The sequence below is a fragment of the Brachybacterium vulturis genome (assembly GCF_043641765.1).
GTDB classification, from domain to species: domain Bacteria; phylum Actinomycetota; class Actinomycetes; order Actinomycetales; family Dermabacteraceae; genus Brachybacterium; species Brachybacterium vulturis_A.
Map to the genome: position 1 here is coordinate 157,576 of NZ_JBHZRO010000003.1, position 14,515 is coordinate 172,090.

The window sequence follows — 14,515 nt, forward strand, 5'->3', positions numbered from 1 at the left end:
GCTCACCGTAATCCGCTCGGCGGGTCGCCCGCCTCACGCGCGGCGTGCGACGCCGGTCACCACGTCGGCCATGACCTCGGCGGCATCGGTGATCCCGAAGGCACGTGCGGCCTCGCTCATCTCCTGCAGCCGGTCCCGGTCCTGCAGCAGCGGCAGCACCTGCTGGATGAGGCGCGCGGCGTCGAGCTCGGCGTCCGGGATCAGCAGGGCGCCGCCGGCGGCGAGGACCTGCTCCCCGTTCAGCGCCTGCTCGCCGTTGCCGATGGGCAGCGGGACCAGAACGGCGGGGAGGCCGATGGCGGTGAGCTCGCTGACCGTCCCGGCGCCGGAGCGGGTCAGGGCGAGATCGGCCGCGGCGTAGGCGTCCTCCATCGCGGTCACGTACTCGAGCACGCGGTAGCCCTCGTGCTCGGGGAGGTCCGCGGCCTTGCCGCGACCGGAGACGTGCAGGATCTGCGCACCGGCGTCGACGAATGCCTGCGCGGCCTCCGCCACGGCGGCGTTCAGACGCTGGGCGCCGAGGGAGCCCCCGGTGACCAGCAGCACGGGGCGGGCGGGGTCCAGGCCCATGCTGCGCACCGCCTCCTCACGGCGCGCGGCACGGTCGAGATGGGCGATCGCTTCCCGCATCGGCATGCCGATGCGGCGGGCGCCGGGCAGGCTCGAGCCCTCGAAGGCGGTGAGGACGGCCGCGGCGCGGGGCGCCCCGAGCCGGTTGGCCAGGCCGGGCCGCCGGTTCGCCTCATGGACCACCAGCGGGCGCCGCAGCGAGGCGGCGGCGAGGTAGGCGGGAGGGCAGACATAGCCTCCGAACCCGGCGACCACATCGATCTCGCGCTCGCGCAGCAGGGTGCGGACCTCGCGCAGTGTGCTCAGGAAGCGGCCCGGGAAGCGCAGCGCGGCGCCGTTCGGACGGCGGGGGAAGGGCACCTTGTCGATGGTGATCAGCTCGAAGCCGGCCGCAGGCACCAGGTCGACCTCGAGGCCCTGCGGGGTCCCCAGCACGGTGATCTCCGCCTCGGGACAGCGATGGGTGAGCTGGGCGGCGGTGGCCAGCAGCGGCGAGACGTGCCCGGCGCTGCCGCCACCGGCCAGGAGGATGCGCGGCGTGGTGGAGGACATCAGGACCTTCGGGAGGGAGCGGTGCCGCGGCCCGAGCGCCGCGGGCGGGAGGACGAGGAGCGCGTCGTGCCCGTGGCCGGGCGCTTCGCGGGGGCGGAGCGCCCGCGCGGTGCGGGCAGCACGCTGATGGAACTGCGCACCGAGCTCAGTCGTGCACCGATCGCCTTCGCCGCGCCCGGCTCCCGCCGCGCGAAGGAGATCAGCACGCCCAGCGCCGTCATGGAGGCCAGCAGTGCGGAGCCGCCCGAGGAGATGAACGGCAGCGGCACCCCGATGACGGGCAGCAGCCCGGTGACCACCATCATGTTCACGAAGGCCTGTCCGAGCAGCCAGGCGCTGATGCCCGCGACGGTGATCTGCATGAAGTGGTCGTCCAGCCGGGTGATCATCCTGAACATGAGCAGCGCCAGGGCGGTGAACAGCGCCAGCACGCCGAGGGTGCCGATCAGGCCGAGCTCCTCGCCGATGATCGCGAAGATGTAGTCGTCCTCGGCAGCGGGCAGCCGACCCCACTTCTGCCGGGACTCGCCGAGCCCCACGCCCCACCAGCCGCCCTCGGCGAGACCCATCATCCCCTGCTTCGACTGCAGGCAGGTGTCCCCCGGGCAGGTGCCGTGGAGCCAGTTGTCGATCCGGGCCATGCGATTGCCGCTGCTGATGGTGAGCGCGATGACGGCCGCCGTCCCGGCCAGCCCGGCCACCACGAACCAGCGTCGCGGGACTCCCGAGACCCAGACCGCGCCGGCGACGAGCATCGCCATTACCAGCGTGGTGCCGAGGTCGTGGCCGAGGATCACCAGGCCGAGCGCGGCACCGGCGCCGGGGAGCAGGGGGATGATCAGATGGAAGGGGCGGTGCAGCAGCGGACGCTTCATCGCGAGCACGGCTCCCAGCCAGACGGCGAGGGCGAGCTTGAGGAACTCCGAGGGCTGCAGGCGCTGGGAGCCGATCTGGATCCAGTTGCGGTTGCCGTACACCTCGACGCCGAGGCCGGGCACATGCACCAGGCACTGCAGCGCCAGGCCGAGGGCGAAGAGGAACCAGGCGGCACGACGGTAGAAGCCCGGCGGCATCAGGGCGGCGACCACCAGCGCGACCAGGCCCATGCCGGCGAACGTGCCCTGGCGCAGCAGCCCGGCGAAGCCGGAGTCGCCGCGGGAGATGTTGCCGACCGAGCTGGAGGACAGCACCATCACCAGGCCCACGCTGATCAGCAGCGAGCCGACGACGATGAGACCGTAGAAGTCCAGCGCCGGGGACTTCAGCCAGCTGCCGACGCCAAGGCGCACCCGCCCGCCGATATTGCCCAGCGGGTGCTCCTCGTCCGGCCGCACGACCTCGGCAGAGCGACGCGCATCCCGACGGGTGTCCTCCATCCTCATGCGCGCTCTCCTGGCAGTCGGGTCACGGCCGCCGCGAACAGATCCCCCCGTTCCGCGTAGTCACGGAACTGGTCGATGGAGGCGGCGGCGGGAGCCAGCAGCACCACGTCACCGGCGGCGGCGAGCGAGCGGGCGGCCTGCACCGCCTCCTCCATCAGCCGGGATCGCCCGGGGTCGTCGCCAGTCTCACCCGGATCGATGCGGCGCAGAGGGATCTCGGGCGCGTGTCGCGACAGTGCGGTCGTGAACGGGTCGGCGTCGATGCCCAGCAGCACGACGCCGACCAGGCGGTCGTGCACCGCGGCGATCAGCGGGCCGAGATCCGCGCCCTTGGCGTCGCCGCCGGCGACCCAGACCACGCGCTCGGCGGAGCGCAGGGACGCGGCCGCGGCGGCGGGATTGGTCGCCTTGGTGTCGTCGACGTAGTCGATGCCGTCGATCGTGGCGAGGTGCTGGGCGCGGTGGCTGCCCATCCGGTACGCCCGCAGCCCGTCACGGATCGCCGCGGGCTCGACCCCGTGGGCCCGGGCGAGCGCGGCGGCGGCCAGCGCATCGAGCACGAGGTGGGGGCCGGCGCCCTGCGGGCCCAGGTGGGCGAGGTCCTCGAGGGTGGCGAGCTCGGCGGCGGCCGAGCGCCGCTCGGCGAGGAAGGCCCGGTCCACCAGGACCCCGTCGATCAGCCCGAGCTCGGAGAGGCCGGGGGGGCCCAGGGTGAGACCGACGGCGCGGGCGCCCTCGACCACGTCCGCCTCCTCGACCAGTTCTCGGGTGACGGGGTCGGCGACGCTGTACACGCAGGCGGTGCGCACCCCCTCGAAGATGCGGCCCTTGGCTGCGGCGTAGGCCGCGGCGCCGCCATGCCAGTCCAGGTGGTCGGCGCTGACGTTCAGCACCACGGCCGCCTCGCAGTCCAGGTGCTCGGTCCAGTGCAGCTGGAAGCTCGACAGCTCGAGCGCGAGCACATCGAAGCCCTCGGGGTCCAGCGCGGCCTCGATGACGGGCAGGCCCACGTTGCCGCAGGCGACGGCGCGCAGCCCGGCCTGGACCAGCATCGACTCCAGCATGGTGACGGTGGTCGTCTTGCCGTTGGTGCCGGTGATGCCGAGCCACACGGGGCCGTCGGCGGCCTGCATCCGGCGGGCCAGCTCGACCTCGCTCCAGACGGGGATCCCCGCGGCCTGGGCGGCGACCAGCAGCGGCTGGTCGGGGCGCCAGCCCGGGGAGGTGACCACGAGGTCGATCTCGCGATCCTGCGGCAGCTGGCGGGTGTGGTCGGAGCCGAGACGGAACTCCACCCCGAGCACCTCGAGGATCCGGGCCCGTTCCCGCAGCTGCGGGGTATCGGCCCCCTCGACCACGAGCACCTGGGCGCCGCGCTGCATGGTCTGATCCGCGATGGCGTAGCCGGAGACCCCGAAGCCGGTCACCAGGATCCGCAGCCCGCTCACGTCCAGGCCCGGCCAGGAGCGCTCCCGGACAGGCCCCCCGGGCGAGGCGATGCTCATGAGGTGAGCCTCGGCAGGGCGTCGAGGTAGAAGATGCCCAGCCCGATGCCGGCGAGGATGCCGGCCACGATCCAGAAGCGCACCACGATGGTGACCTCGTTCCACCCCTTGAGCTCGAAGTGATGCTGCAGCGGGGCCATCCGGAACACACGCTTGCCGGTGGCCTTGAAGCCGGCGACCTGGATGATGACCGACAGCGAGATGATCACGAACAGGCCGCCGATGACGGCGCCGACGATCTCGGTGCGGGAGATGATCGTCAGGCCCGCGATCGCGCCGCCGAGGGCCAGTGAGCCGGTGTCGCCCATGAAGATCTTCGCGGGGGAGGTGTTCCACCACAGGAAGCCGACGCAGGCGCCGATGATGGCCGCGCACAGCACGGCGGTGTCCAGCGGGTCCCGGGCGTCGTAGCAGTGCACGAGGCCCCCGGCATCGAGGTCGACGTTGCACACCTGCCGCCACTGCCAGAAGCTGATGATCAGGTAGGCGCCGGTGAAGATGATGGTCGCGCCGCTGGCGAGGCCGTCGAGGCCGTCGGTGAGGTTCACTCCGTTCGACCAGGCGGCGACCAGGAAGTTCGCCCAGATGGCGAAGAGCAGGAAGCCGACCACGGTGCCCAGGAAGGCGAGGTCCAGCCAGGGGACGTCGCGCACGAAGGAGATGTGCATGGACGCGGGGGTCAGCCCGTTCTCGTCCGGGAACAGCAGCGCCAGCACGGCGAAGGCGGTCGCGACCAGGAACTGGCCGACCAGCTTGTACCGGGGGCGCAGGCCGGTGCTGTCCTGCTGGGAGATCTTGAGGTAGTCGTCGAGGAAGCCGACGATGCCGAGGCCGACGGTCAGGAACAGCACCAGCAGCACGGAGACGCTGGGTGAGGTCCACAGCACCAGGTGGGTGAGGAAGTAGGCCGCCAGCACCGCCAGGATGATCGCGACGCCGCCCATGGTCGGGGTGCCGCGCTTGGTGGCGTGCGTGGTGGGACCGTCGTCGCGGACGAACTGGCCGTAGCCCCGGCGCTCGAGGACCTTGATGAACAGGGGCGTGCCGAAGATCGACAGCACGAGTGCGATCGCCCCGGAGACGATGATCGCGATCACTGATCGGCTCCTGTCTGCAGTCCGTCGTGGTCGCCGCGCCGCCCGAGGTGCTCCACGAGGGGGCCCGCGATGCGGCGCAGTCCCGCATCACGGGACGACTTCAGCAGCACCGCGTCCCCGGGCCGCACGGTCCGTTCCAGCTCGGCGATGGCCTCCTCGACGGTGTCGAGGTGCTCGGACTCCCCGCCGAAGCTGCCCTCGAGGCTCGCCCCGTGGTGGATGGGCGCCGCGCCGTCACCGATCACGTACAGCTGGCCGATGTTCAGCCGCACCGCGAGCCGACCGATCTCGTCGTGCAGCCGCACGCTGTCGGGCCCCAGTTCCAGCATCTCGCCGAGCACGGCGATGGTGCGGTGGCTGCGACCCAGGTGGGCGAGCGTCTTCAGGGCCTGCTTCATGGAGTCGGGGTTCGCGTTGTAGGCATCGTCGATGATCAGCGCGCCGCCGGCGCGCAGTGCCTGCATCCGCTGCGCAGAGGCGAGGGTGGCACCGTCGACGGCGGCGGCGGCCGAGGCGGGGTCGACCCCGGCGACCAGGGCGGCGGTCAGTGCCGCCAGCACATTGGCGGCCTGGTGCTCGCCCAGCAGATCCGGGCGCACCGGGAAGCTGCCCGCACCCACCGGGTCACCGCCCAGGGTGGTCAGGCCCGCGGGGATCTCGAGCACGAAGCTCACCCGGGCCTGCTCGTTCAGGGACAGCTCGCCGCCACGGACCTCACCTGTGGTGAATCCCCAGGTGACGACCGGGGCGCTGGAGCGCTCGGCCATACCGGCGACGAGCCGGTCCTCGGCGTTCAGGACCGCGCGACCGCCGGGTGCCAGAGCCTCCACCAGCTCCCCCTTGGCCTGCGCGATGGCATCGATGCCGCCGAACTCGCCGAGGTGGGCGGAGCCGACGTTGAGCACGAGCGCGATATCGGGCCGGGCGATGGCGGTGAGCTGGGCGATGTGCCCGATGCCGCGAGCCCCCATCTCGAGCACCAGGAAACGGGTCTCCGCGGTCGCTCGCAGCACGGTCAGCGGCAGTCCGAGCTCGTTGTTCAGGCTGCCGACAGGGGCCACGGTGGGCCCGGCCGCGCCCAGGATCGTGCCCAGCAGGTCCTTGGTCCCGGTCTTGCCGGCGCTGCCGGTCACCGCCAGCACCACCAGCTGCGGGTTCTCCTGGCGGGCACGGGCGAGCTGGCCGCGCGCGAGGGCGGACAGCGCCTCACGGACGTCGTCCACCTGCACCGCCGGGATGCCATGGTCCTCGCTCACCAGGGCGAGGACCGCTCCGGCCCGCCGGGCGGCGGCGAGGAAGTCATGGCCGTCGACGTGCTCTCCGCGGAAGGCGGCGAAAAGGTCGCCGGGGCCGACGTCGCGCGAGTCGATACCTGCGGTGCCGGTGACGAGCTCATCACCGGTCGCGCCTCCCACGAGTGCGCCGCCGGTGAGGTCGGCGATCTCCCGTGCCGTGGTCTGGAGCATGTTCAGCGTCCTTCGTCCCTGTCGTCGGCGACTCCGCGCGCCGTGTGCGCATCCCGCAGTGCATCCCGCAGTCGGAGGCGGTCATCGAACGGCTGGACGATACCGCCGATCTGCTGCCCGGTCTCGGCGCCCTTGCCCGCGACCAGGATGGTGTCGGACACGTCCGCCAGATACGCGGCCAGGGCGATCGCTTCTCCGCGCCCGCCCACGTCGTGGACCTGCGCGTTCGTCCGGTCAGGGATGCCGTCGAGCACCTCGCGCCGGATCACCGCCGGATCCTCGGTGCGCGGGTTGTCGTCCGTGACGATCACCACGTCCGCGAGGCGTGCTGCGACCTCCCCCATGCGGGGGCGCTTGCCGCGGTCGCGGTCGCCGCCGGCCCCCATGACCACGAGGACGCGGCGCGTGCCGGGGACCCCGCGGAGGGTGGCCAGCGCCTGCTCGAGGGCGTCCGGGGTGTGGGAGTAGTCGACGATGCCGAGGACCGGGTCGGTGGCCACGGGTTCCATCCGCCCGGGGACCGTCCCGGCCCGACCGAGCGCCGCGGTGACCTCCTCACCGGTGTGTCCGATCGCGGCCAGCAGCAGCTCGGCGGCCAGGGTGTTGGCGACGTAGTGGCGGCCGGGCAGTGCCGCCTGCAGGCTGCGGGTGCCCTCCGGGCCCTCGACCTCGAAGGTGGAGCCGTAGCCCTCGGGACGATGGGCGCCGGCCCGGTGGTCGGCCTCGACGTCCGCCCGGGTGGTAAAGGTGGTCACCGGGATCTCCGCCTCGCGGGCCAGCCGACGGCCCCACTCGTCGTCGACGCAGATGATGCCCCGTCGTGCGTGCGCCGGGGTGAACAGCAACCGCTTGGCCTGGTAGTAGGCCTCCATCGTGCCGTGGAAGTCGAGGTGATCCTGGGTGAGGTTGGTGAAGCAGGCGACGTCATAGACCACCTCGTCCGCACGGTGCAGGACCAGGGCGTGGCTGGAGACCTCCATGGAGACCACCGCGACGTCGTCCTCGAGCATCCGCGCCAGCAGGCCGTGCAGCTCAGGAGCCTCGGGAGTGGTGCGGACGGTGCCGATCGCGTGGTCCGCACCGCGGGCGTCGCGGTAGCTGGTGCCGCTGGTGCCGATCGCCCCGGCCGGGACGGCGAGTTCGAGCAGGGTGCGGGTGATCGCGGTAGTGATCGAGGTCTTGCCGTTGGTGCCGGTCACGCCGATGGTGGCCAGGTGGTCGGCGGGCCTGCCCTGGACCAGGGCCGCCGCGGTCGCGGTGGCGGCGCGAGGGTCCTCGACCACGAGCACCGGCAGCCCCGCGGCGTCGCAGCGCTCACGACCCGCCGGGTCGGTGAGCGCCATCGAGGCACCGAGACCGACAGCCTGCTCGGCGAACTGCGCGCCATGGGCATGGGCGCCGGGCAGCGCGCACCAGAGATCACCGGGCTCCACGGAGCGCGAATCGAGCGTGACGCCGAGCAGCACGAGATCAGCTGCGCCGCCGGTCACGTCGGGCACGGGAACGCCGAGCATCCGGGCGAGGTCCGCCGCACTCGCTCCGCGGGCACGGCGCGGTCGCGCCGGTTCGGGGACGGGCTGCGTCATCGAGGTCATCATGCGCTCACCATTCGTTCTCGAACTCGCGACCGGGCACGCCGGTCGGGGCGATGCCCTGGTTCTGGAGCGCGAAGGTGGTCAGCTCGGAGTAGGCGGGGGCCGCGGCCCGGCTGCCGGAGATGAAGGAGTTCAAGCCGAAGACGAACACGCCCACCACCAGATCGGGATCATCCGCGGGGGCGAAGCCGATGAAGGAGGCGGTGTAGGTGCCGTCGCCGACCTGGGCGGTGCCGGTCTTGCCGGCGACCGCGTAGCCGTCCACCGCGGCGGAGGACGTCTCCTCATCCACCGCGTTGTCCATCAGCGCGCGCATCGTCGCGGCGGTCTCGCCGGAGACCACACGGGTGCTCTGCGGCTCGCCGAGCGGTCGCACGGAGCCGTCGTCCTGCTGGATGCCCTTGATCAGGGAGGGCTGGACCCGCACGCCGTCATTGGCGAAGGTACCGACGGCGGTGACCATCTGAAGAGCGTTGACGCTGTATCCCTGGCCGAAGGCGGTCGTGTACCGGGTGCGCCCCTGCCACTCCTCGACCGGATGGACGATCCCGGCGGACTCGCCCGGCAGCTCCACCCCGGTCGTCGTCCCCAGGCCGAAGGCCTTGAGGTAGTCGTAGCGCACCTCGGGGCTGACGGTCTCGGCGATCTGCACGGTGCCGACGTTCGAGCTGTGCTTCAGCACGCCGGCGAGGGTGAGGCGCTGGTCCGGGTGCTGATGCGAATCCTTGACGCGGTGGCCGTCGAACCACATCTCATAGGGGATCTCGTACTGCGACTCGGCAGTGACCGTCCCCTCCTCGAGCGCTGCGGCGAGCGTGAACAGCTTCCCGGTGGAACCGGGCTCGAACACGCTGGAGATCGACCGGTTGCCGAGGTCCTCGGGGGCGAAGGCACCGGGTGTGTTGGGGTCGAAGCTGGGGTGCTCGGCGAGGGCGAGCACCTCACCGGAGTGCGCGTTGTAGACGACGGCGCTGCCTCCGGAGGCGCCCCACGTCTCGACGGCGCCGGCGACGATCTGCTGCGCCTTCCACTGCAGGTCCCGGTCGATGGTGAGCACCACGTCGTCGCCGTCGACCGCCGGAGTGGTCTCCTGCGTCCCGGTGGGGATGATCTGTCCCTGCGCTCCGCGCTCGTAGGTGGTCTTGCCGTCGGTGCCGCGGAGCTCGTCGTCGAACGAGAACTCGGTGCCCGCCAGCGCGGTGCCGTCGGCGCCGACGAATCCCAGGATGTTCCCGCCGACGGAACCGGCCGGATAGATCCGCTCCGCCACCCGATCCGCACCGATGCCGGGGATGCGCAGCGAGAGCGCGGCATCTCGCACCTCGGGCTCGATGCTCTTGCGCAGATAGGAGAACCCGGCGTCGCCGGTGAGCGCCTCCTCGGTCTCGGGGACGCTCCACCCGAGGACCGGGGCGAGATCCTGCGCGGCCGCTGTCACCCCGGTGACCTCGGCGGTCTTCGAGTTCTCGAGGTACTCGTCGACCTGGAGCTGATTGACCCACAGGTCGTAGCGCTCGACGGAGCTGGCCAGGGTGGTGCCGTGGCGGTCGGTGATGTCGCCGCGCAGGGCGGGGATGGTGCGGGTGACGGTGCGCTGGGCGATCGCCTCCTCGGCACGGGCGCTCGCATCCAGGCCCTGCACCCAGAGCAGGCGTCCGGACAGGGCGAGGACGGCCACCAGGATCACGCTGATGAGCAGCCGATGCCGGGTGGAGGGGTCGCCGACCCTCGCCGGCGGGATGAGGGCCCGTCCCGGGCCACCGGACCGGGGCTTCCGAGCACCGCCCGTGCTGCGGGTGGTGGTGCGCCGGCTGCTGTGCGGTGGCGTCATCCTCAGGCCCCTTCGTTGCCCATGCCGTGGTAGGCGGTGGGCTCGTCATAGATCTGCGCCGGCGGCACGGCGACCCTCTCGGGCACCTGCGCCAGCTCCGCAGTGGCACCAGTCTGCGCCGCCGGGGACGTCTCTCCGATGATCTCGCCCGTGTCGAGGTCGATATATGCCGGATCCGACACCGGGACCATGCCGATCTCACGCGCCTGGCGTGCGAGCTCCTGCGGCGTGCCCAGGCGCTCATCGGTCTCGGCGAGCGCCTGGCTCTCCTCCGTGAGCCGCTGGGACTGACCCTGCAGGCGGGTGATCTCGTAGCTCGTGTCGGACATCTGGATGTTGAGGTAGAGCAGTGCGGCCAGGGTCGCCACGACGATCAGCGTGCACAGCACGGTGAACGGCATCGAGCTGCCCGCGGTCCTGGGCGTGGTGACGACCGTGAGCCCGGGTCGTGCAGCAGCGGAGCGCCGGGTCCCTCGGACCGGGCGGATCGCAGGTGCATGAACGGCAGACGTGCTGGCCATCTCAGTGTGCTCCCTGGTCGGGTCGGGTGCGGGTCAGGGCACGCAGCCGGACGGAGGCTGCGCGGGGGTTGGTATCGCGCTCTTCGTCGTCGGCCTGGAGGGCGCCGCGCACGAGCGGGGTGAAGGTGGGTTTGTGCTCCTCCAGCTCGACCGGGAACCCGGGCGGCGCCGAGGAGCGGGTGCGGCGGGTGAACGCCGTCTTGACCAGCCGGTCCTCGCCGGAGTGGTAGGACTCCACGACGATGCGGCCGTCGAGGTGGAGGCAGTCCAGGGCGGACTCGATCGCCGAGGTGAGGATCTCGAGCTCCTCGTTCACGGCGATCCGCAGCGCTTGGAACGTGCGCTTGGCCGGATGGCCCCCGCTGGCCTTGGAGGCCGCCGGGATCGCTCGTTCCAGCAGTTCGACGAGCTCGCCGCTGCGGGTCAGCGGCGCTTCCTGGCGCTGCTCGACGAGACGGCGCGCGATCCGCTTCGCGAAGCGCTCGTCGCCGAGATCGCGCAGGATGCGGGCGAGCTCCGCCTCCGGCAGGTCCCGCAGCAGGTCCGCGGCCGTGGGCCCGTCCGACGAAGGGTCCATCCGCATGTCCAGCGGCGCGTCGACGGCGTAGGAGAAGCCGCGGTCCGTGGTGTCGATCTGGAAGCTGGACAGACCCAGATCCATCATCACGCCGTGCGCGCCGGGCAGTCCGAGATCCTCGAGCACCTCGGGGATCTGGTCATAGGTGGCATGCACCAGCGTGGCCCGCTCCCCCACCCCGTCGCGGTCCAGCCGCTCCCGGGCGAGGACGAGTGCCTGGGGGTCGCGGTCGATGCCGACCAGCCGCGACTGAGGAGCGGCCCGGAGCACGGCGGAGGCGTGACCACCCATGCCGAGAGTGGCATCGAGGTGGATCGCTCCGGGCTCCTGCAGCGCAGGAGCCAGGAGCCGGACCGAGGTGTCCAGGAGGACGGGCACGTGCCGGCCCTCTGCCGACCGGCCGCTCGGCGTCTGATCCATGTCACCCCTTCCCTGGGTCGGTGCTGTCGTGCTGTCTGTGGTGCTACGGGTCTGCACCTGCCCGGCTCCGCGAACTCTCCGCGATGCCGTCCTGCCAGATTCCCCGTCGTTCCCGACCCGCCACCGGGGAAGTTGCGTCGGGGCGGGAACGACGAGAGGTCTCACAGGACGGAGATCCTTCGATCCGAGCTCAGAACAGGCCGGGGATCACCTCCTCGGAGGTCTCCGCGAAGCCCTCCTCCTTCTGCTCGAGGTAGGTCTCCCAGGCCGGGAGCGACCAGATCTCGAGGCGGTCCAGAGCACCGATGACGGCGCATTCCCGGTCCAGGTCCGCGTAGGTGCGCAGAGGGCCCGGGATGGTGATGCGGCCCTGCTTGTCCGGGATGACGTCCTCCGCACCGGAGAGCAGCACCCGCAGGTAGTCACGGATGCGCTTGTCGGTGGTGGGCGCCCGACGGGCGTCCTCGAGCTTCTGGCGGAACTCCATGAGCGGATACACGGCGATGCAGTGCTCCTGTCCACGTGTCATGACCAGTCCCGAGGCGAGCTCGTCGCGGAACTTCGCCGGGAAGATCAGGCGACCCTTCTCATCGAGCTTGGGCGTGAAGGTGCCGAGAAACATCAGCGCCCTCCTTCACCTGCCGCGACTCGCGATCCGGACTCCCTCTCCTCCCAACGCGCTCCACTTTACCCCACTACCCCCCACCGTTGGCCCCAGAAATCCCAGAACTGTCCCCTCGATGCGATATAGCACCAGGTCAACGGGGTGGAGCGGGGTGGGGGAAATTCCCGCCGGGCATGTCTCCGGGGGAGCTCCCCCACCCTCCCCCCACTGCTTCCGCTCCGACCTTGCGGCATCGCAACCGACAGAACCGCAGGCCAGAGCGTTCCCGGCGGGGATGATGCGGGGCAGGGAGGGGGATGGAGGGGCGGGGAGAGCTGCGGTGGAGCGATGTGGGGAGTCAGGGGGAGGTCGCACGGCGGCGCGCACTCGCACCTGGGCCGGGGTCACCCCTGCCCCAGCGGCGACCGATCGGTCACCTGCCGGCTGCGGACATGACGATGCCCCGGCGCAGAGCCGGGGCATCGTGGTCCCTCAATGCGGTCGTGCCGCACCGCCGGGGCGGGCGATCAGGAGCGGGGGTCGTCTCCTGCGCGCTTCTCCCAGCGCTCCTCCATCTTGCGCATGAAGGTTCCGCCGTCATCCCCGCCGGGAGCGGCGGGACCGGATCCTCCGCCGCCCTCGCCGCCGGCGGTGCCCTTGCCCTCCGAGGAGCTGCCGGACCCCGTGATCGCATAGACCGCACCGGCGAGCATGCCGATGAAGGCGATGACGCCCAGCCAGATCGCCGGGAGGCTCACCGCCAGCACGAGGACCATGAGTCCCACGACGACGGCACCCAGGCCGATGAGGATCCGACGCCCGTTGCGTCGCGGCGGCGTCTTCGGTGCGAAAGCTCGTGCGAGGCGCGGATCATCAGCGAAGAGCTGACGCTCCATCTCGTCGAGCATCCTCTGCTCGTGTTCAGACAGCGGCATGATCCCGCTCCTTGTCCCCGTCCTCTCGCGCCGGTCGGCGCACATCCACCGCACGAGGATCCTGGCCCCCATCGGTGGTGGCTCCAGTTTAGATCCTGTTCCTGGATAATGTGAACAGTCGCAGTACGGCATCACACGGGCACCCGCGCCCCGCCCTCATCGGCCGTCACGCTCTCGGGTGTGCGGCCCGTCCTCGCCGGGGTGCGCCGTCGACTCCGGGGCAGGATCCGGGGCGTGGTCCACCGGGCCGCGCTGCGCGCCGTCGTCGGCGACGAGCGTCGATCCCCGGCCCAGACTGCGGGTGCCGAAGCGCTCGAGCGCCCGATCCATCGCGGCCTCCAGGTCCTGCCAGCCCGCCGCCCGCACGTTGAGCTCCGATTGCACGGGCGTGCCGGCGGCCGGCTCCAGATGCGCGGCACGCACCCCGACCAGTCGGACCCGGCGCATCGTGGAGCGCTCCCGCTCCCACAGCGGAACCACCTGTTCGCGGAGCCGCTCACCGCTGGAGGTGGGCTGATCCCACGTCGAGGAGCGCGTGATGGTGGTGCCGTCGGGGGCGCGGAGCTTGAGCACAACGGTCCGCGTCACGACGTCTCCGCGGCGCAGCTGCCGGGCGACGTCATCCGCCATCTGCGTGATGGCCCGGCGCACCTCTGCGGGGTCGGTCAGGTCCGCGTCCCAGGTCCGCTCGGTCCCCAGCGACTTGTCCCTGGTGCGGTGCCCCAGCCCGGTGCGGTCGCTGCCGTCGGCGAGCGCGAGGATCTCCGGCGCCCGGGGGCCCACGGCCCGCGTCAGGGCGGAGCGGGGGATCTCCCGCAGCTCGCCGATGGTGCGCACGCCGATCCGGGCGAGCGCCTCCTGCGCCTTGGGACCGATGCCGGAGATCACGGAGACGGGCAGCGGGGCGAGGAACGCGGCGGTGCGGGCGGCGGGGACGATGAGCAGCCCATCAGGTTTGGCTCGGGCGGAGGCGATCTTCGCGACGGCACGGGAGATGGAGCCCCCGACCGAGCTCGGCAGGCCGAGCTCCTCCCGGATCCGTCGCCGCAGCAGTTCGGCGATCTGCTCCGGTGCTCCGAACAGCCGGCGGGCGCCGCGCACGTCGAGGAAGGCCTCGTCGATGCTGATCTGCTCGATGTCGGCGACCACGTCGCCGAGCAGCTCCATCACCCGGGCGGAGATCTGACGATAGTGCTCGATCCGCGGCGGCACGATGACGAGATCCGGCGCCAGTCGCCGCGCCGACGCCATCGGCATCGCGGAACGGATGCCCCGGGTGCGTGCGGGGTAGCTGGCCGCGGCGACCACACCGCGCGCACCGGAACCGCCCACCACCACCGGCAGGCCCTGGAGCCGGGGATCGTCACGCACCTCGACGGAGGCGAAGAAGGCATCCATGTCCAGATGCAGGATGCCGGGGACCTCCTCCGCCGACCCCGCATCACCGCACTCGTCCATCA

The 14,515-nt window shown here is 71.8% G+C and carries 12 protein-coding genes; all 12 read right to left on the minus strand.

Annotated features, from left to right (window positions below; translation table 11 throughout):
• Nucleotides 1-33: 33 nt before the first annotated feature.
• The gene (gene murG / locus ACHUEU_RS03440; protein WP_394214496.1) at nt 34-1,122 is read right to left on the minus strand and encodes an undecaprenyldiphospho-muramoylpentapeptide beta-N-acetylglucosaminyltransferase; all 1,089 of its coding nucleotides are present in this window, start codon (nt 1,120-1,122) and stop codon (nt 34-36) included.
• Nucleotides 1,122-2,504: a putative lipid II flippase FtsW gene (ftsW, locus tag ACHUEU_RS03445; RefSeq protein WP_394214497.1), complete on the minus strand. Its 1,383-nt coding sequence runs from the start codon at nt 2,502-2,504 to the stop codon at nt 1,122-1,124. Before ftsW ends, murG begins: the two co-directional genes overlap by 1 nt.
• Nucleotides 2,501-4,009 carry a UDP-N-acetylmuramoyl-L-alanine--D-glutamate ligase gene (murD, locus tag ACHUEU_RS03450; protein WP_394214498.1) on the minus strand — a complete coding sequence of 503 codons (1,509 nt, stop codon included), beginning with the start codon at nt 4,007-4,009 and terminating at the stop codon, nt 2,501-2,503. Before murD ends, ftsW begins: the two co-directional genes overlap by 4 nt.
• The gene (gene mraY / locus ACHUEU_RS03455) at nt 4,006-5,106 is read right to left on the minus strand and encodes a phospho-N-acetylmuramoyl-pentapeptide-transferase (RefSeq protein WP_394214499.1); all 1,101 of its coding nucleotides are present in this window, start codon (nt 5,104-5,106) and stop codon (nt 4,006-4,008) included. Before mraY ends, murD begins: the two co-directional genes overlap by 4 nt.
• On the minus strand, nt 5,103-6,572 hold the full coding sequence (locus ACHUEU_RS03460; RefSeq protein WP_394214500.1) for a UDP-N-acetylmuramoyl-tripeptide--D-alanyl-D-alanine ligase: 1,470 nt from the start codon (nt 6,570-6,572) through the stop codon (nt 5,103-5,105). The genes mraY and ACHUEU_RS03460 overlap by 4 nt, the downstream gene beginning before the upstream one ends.
• Before the next feature lie 2 nt (nt 6,573-6,574).
• Entirely contained in the window at nt 6,575-8,158 is a 1,584-nt protein-coding gene (locus ACHUEU_RS03465; RefSeq protein WP_394214501.1) for a UDP-N-acetylmuramoyl-L-alanyl-D-glutamate--2,6-diaminopimelate ligase, read from the minus strand.
• 16 nt (nt 8,159-8,174) lie between these two features.
• Complete coding sequence (locus ACHUEU_RS03470; RefSeq protein ID WP_394214502.1) at nt 8,175-9,998, minus strand: peptidoglycan D,D-transpeptidase FtsI family protein; 1,824 nt, start codon at nt 9,996-9,998, stop codon at nt 8,175-8,177.
• Nucleotides 9,999-10,000: 2 nt separating this feature from the next.
• Complete coding sequence (gene ftsL, locus ACHUEU_RS03475) at nt 10,001-10,399, minus strand: cell division protein FtsL (protein WP_394214503.1); 399 nt, start codon at nt 10,397-10,399, stop codon at nt 10,001-10,003.
• A 121-nt stretch (nt 10,400-10,520) separates the two neighbouring features.
• Nucleotides 10,521-11,516: a 16S rRNA (cytosine(1402)-N(4))-methyltransferase RsmH gene (rsmH, locus tag ACHUEU_RS03480; protein WP_394214504.1), complete on the minus strand. Its 996-nt coding sequence runs from the start codon at nt 11,514-11,516 to the stop codon at nt 10,521-10,523.
• Between the two features lie 190 nt (nt 11,517-11,706).
• Nucleotides 11,707-12,138, minus strand: a complete 432-nt coding sequence (mraZ, locus tag ACHUEU_RS03485; protein WP_394214505.1) for a division/cell wall cluster transcriptional repressor MraZ — start codon at nt 12,136-12,138, stop codon at nt 11,707-11,709.
• A gap of 509 nt (nt 12,139-12,647) precedes the next feature.
• Nucleotides 12,648-13,055 (minus strand): DUF3040 domain-containing protein, encoded by a 408-nt coding sequence (locus ACHUEU_RS03490; protein WP_394214506.1) that lies wholly within the window; start codon nt 13,053-13,055, stop codon nt 12,648-12,650.
• A 156-nt stretch (nt 13,056-13,211) separates the two neighbouring features.
• Nucleotides 13,212-14,513, minus strand: coding sequence for a DNA polymerase IV (gene dinB / locus ACHUEU_RS03495; protein ID WP_394214508.1), 1,302 nt, complete (start codon nt 14,511-14,513; stop codon nt 13,212-13,214).
• Nucleotides 14,514-14,515 lie beyond the last annotated feature (2 nt).

What these genes read in the sequence shown, in the direction of transcription:
- murG (WP_394214496.1), bottom strand. Translation starts at nt 1,122, where the DNA reads ATGTCCTCCACCACGCCGCGCATCCTCCTGGCCGGTGGCGGCAGCGCC.
- ftsW (WP_394214497.1), bottom strand. Translation starts at nt 2,504, where the DNA reads ATGAGGATGGAGGACACCCGTCGGGATGCGCGTCGCTCTGCCGAGGTC.
- murD (WP_394214498.1), bottom strand. Translation starts at nt 4,009, where the DNA reads ATGAGCATCGCCTCGCCCGGGGGGCCTGTCCGGGAGCGCTCCTGGCCG.
- ACHUEU_RS03460 (WP_394214500.1), bottom strand. Translation starts at nt 6,572, where the DNA reads ATGCTCCAGACCACGGCACGGGAGATCGCCGACCTCACCGGCGGCGCA.
- ACHUEU_RS03465 (WP_394214501.1), bottom strand. Translation starts at nt 8,158, where the DNA reads ATGACGCAGCCCGTCCCCGAACCGGCGCGACCGCGCCGTGCCCGCGGA.
- ACHUEU_RS03470 (WP_394214502.1), bottom strand. Translation starts at nt 9,998, where the DNA reads ATGACGCCACCGCACAGCAGCCGGCGCACCACCACCCGCAGCACGGGC.
- ftsL (WP_394214503.1), bottom strand. Translation starts at nt 10,399, where the DNA reads ATGCCGTTCACCGTGCTGTGCACGCTGATCGTCGTGGCGACCCTGGCC.
- rsmH (WP_394214504.1), bottom strand. Translation starts at nt 11,516, where the DNA reads ATGGATCAGACGCCGAGCGGCCGGTCGGCAGAGGGCCGGCACGTGCCC.
- mraZ (WP_394214505.1), bottom strand. Translation starts at nt 12,138, where the DNA reads ATGTTTCTCGGCACCTTCACGCCCAAGCTCGATGAGAAGGGTCGCCTG.
- ACHUEU_RS03490 (WP_394214506.1), bottom strand. Translation starts at nt 13,055, where the DNA reads ATGCCGCTGTCTGAACACGAGCAGAGGATGCTCGACGAGATGGAGCGT.
- dinB (WP_394214508.1), bottom strand. Translation starts at nt 14,513, where the DNA reads ATGGACGAGTGCGGTGATGCGGGGTCGGCGGAGGAGGTCCCCGGCATC.